Genomic DNA, 1,034 nt, shown 5'->3' on the forward strand with positions numbered 1-1,034 from the left:
GTTTTACCTACTTTTGTATCTACAATGTTTATATTTTGAGCATTAGCGGAGGAGAGGAGAATGTAATTAAATGAGCCTTTAAGCTCCTGGATGGAAGGTGCCTTATCCGTTATTATTTCGAGCCCAGCGTCATTTAGTACCTTTTCCTCTTTCTTAAGAATGTCTTCAGGGATGGCTTCTCTAACATCACTAAACAAGCGTTGGCCTTTTGTGAATACGATTACTTGGAACCCACTCTCAATAAGTCTATAGACAGCTGCCATCAAGGATGTGGATGTTCCATAAACAGCGACTTTCACTGTTTTTTGACCTTTCACTTCAATTTTTTTCTTTTCTAAGATGAGGTCTCCAAGGAATCTTTCAAGTTCTCTTATGGAGATTTTTTCGTCATATTTATTCCTGTTACATCCGATTTCACACTTTGCAGGGCACACTCTTCCTGTTATGCTCGGGAAGGGATTCCATTTTAGGATTTCCAATCCTGCTTTTTCAGGCTCATTTTTTGTTAAGTAATCAATGAACATTGGTATTCTTATCTTTAATGGGCATGCATTTTCGCATGGTGCACTGCGTTCAGCTATTACTGGTCTTACGTTCTTCCAGGTCCCCGTTTTCCTTACAAGGGTAACGCCTTGAGATACCGGGGCTTCTGGAAGATCTTTAATTGAATTTACCTGTATGGGTTTGATTTCCATAAAGCCTCCTTATTCCCTAATTTTTGTTAGTTTGTAAGCTTCTTCGCATGCTTTCTGGTTGGCATCCGGTTTTACAGGAACTTCCTCGGGTATTGATTCTAAAAGGGCTTTAAGCGGGATCAGTGATTCCAGTACCCTTGAGAAAGCACCGAGTATTGCAGTATTCACTATTGGTTGAGCTTTAGACCCAAGCCCATATTTCAATGCTATTTCAGTGGCATTAACAGTAGCTACTTTATACATATCAGGGATGTCAAGCTTTTGTGGATCTTCTGGGGTGTTGATTATGACCCAGCCACCTTCTTTAAGTCCTGCAAAGGTTTCTGGAATGGACAAAAG

Annotated in this window: 2 protein-coding genes; both read right to left on the reverse strand. The window is 40.2% G+C overall.

Features of this window, described 5'->3' with window-relative positions:
• Positions 1-695, reverse strand: a 695-nt coding sequence (locus tag QMD82_08575) for a hypothetical protein (GenBank protein MDI6851967.1), incomplete at its 3' end; no start/stop codon positions are given.
• A 9-nt stretch (positions 696-704) separates the two neighbouring features.
• Positions 705-1,034, reverse strand: a 330-nt coding sequence (locus QMD82_08580) for a 2-oxoacid:acceptor oxidoreductase family protein (protein MDI6851968.1), incomplete at its 5' end; no start/stop codon positions are given.

Source organism: bacterium, assembly GCA_030019025.1.
Lineage (GTDB): Bacteria > Hydrothermota > Hydrothermia > UBA1063 > UBA1063 > UBA1063.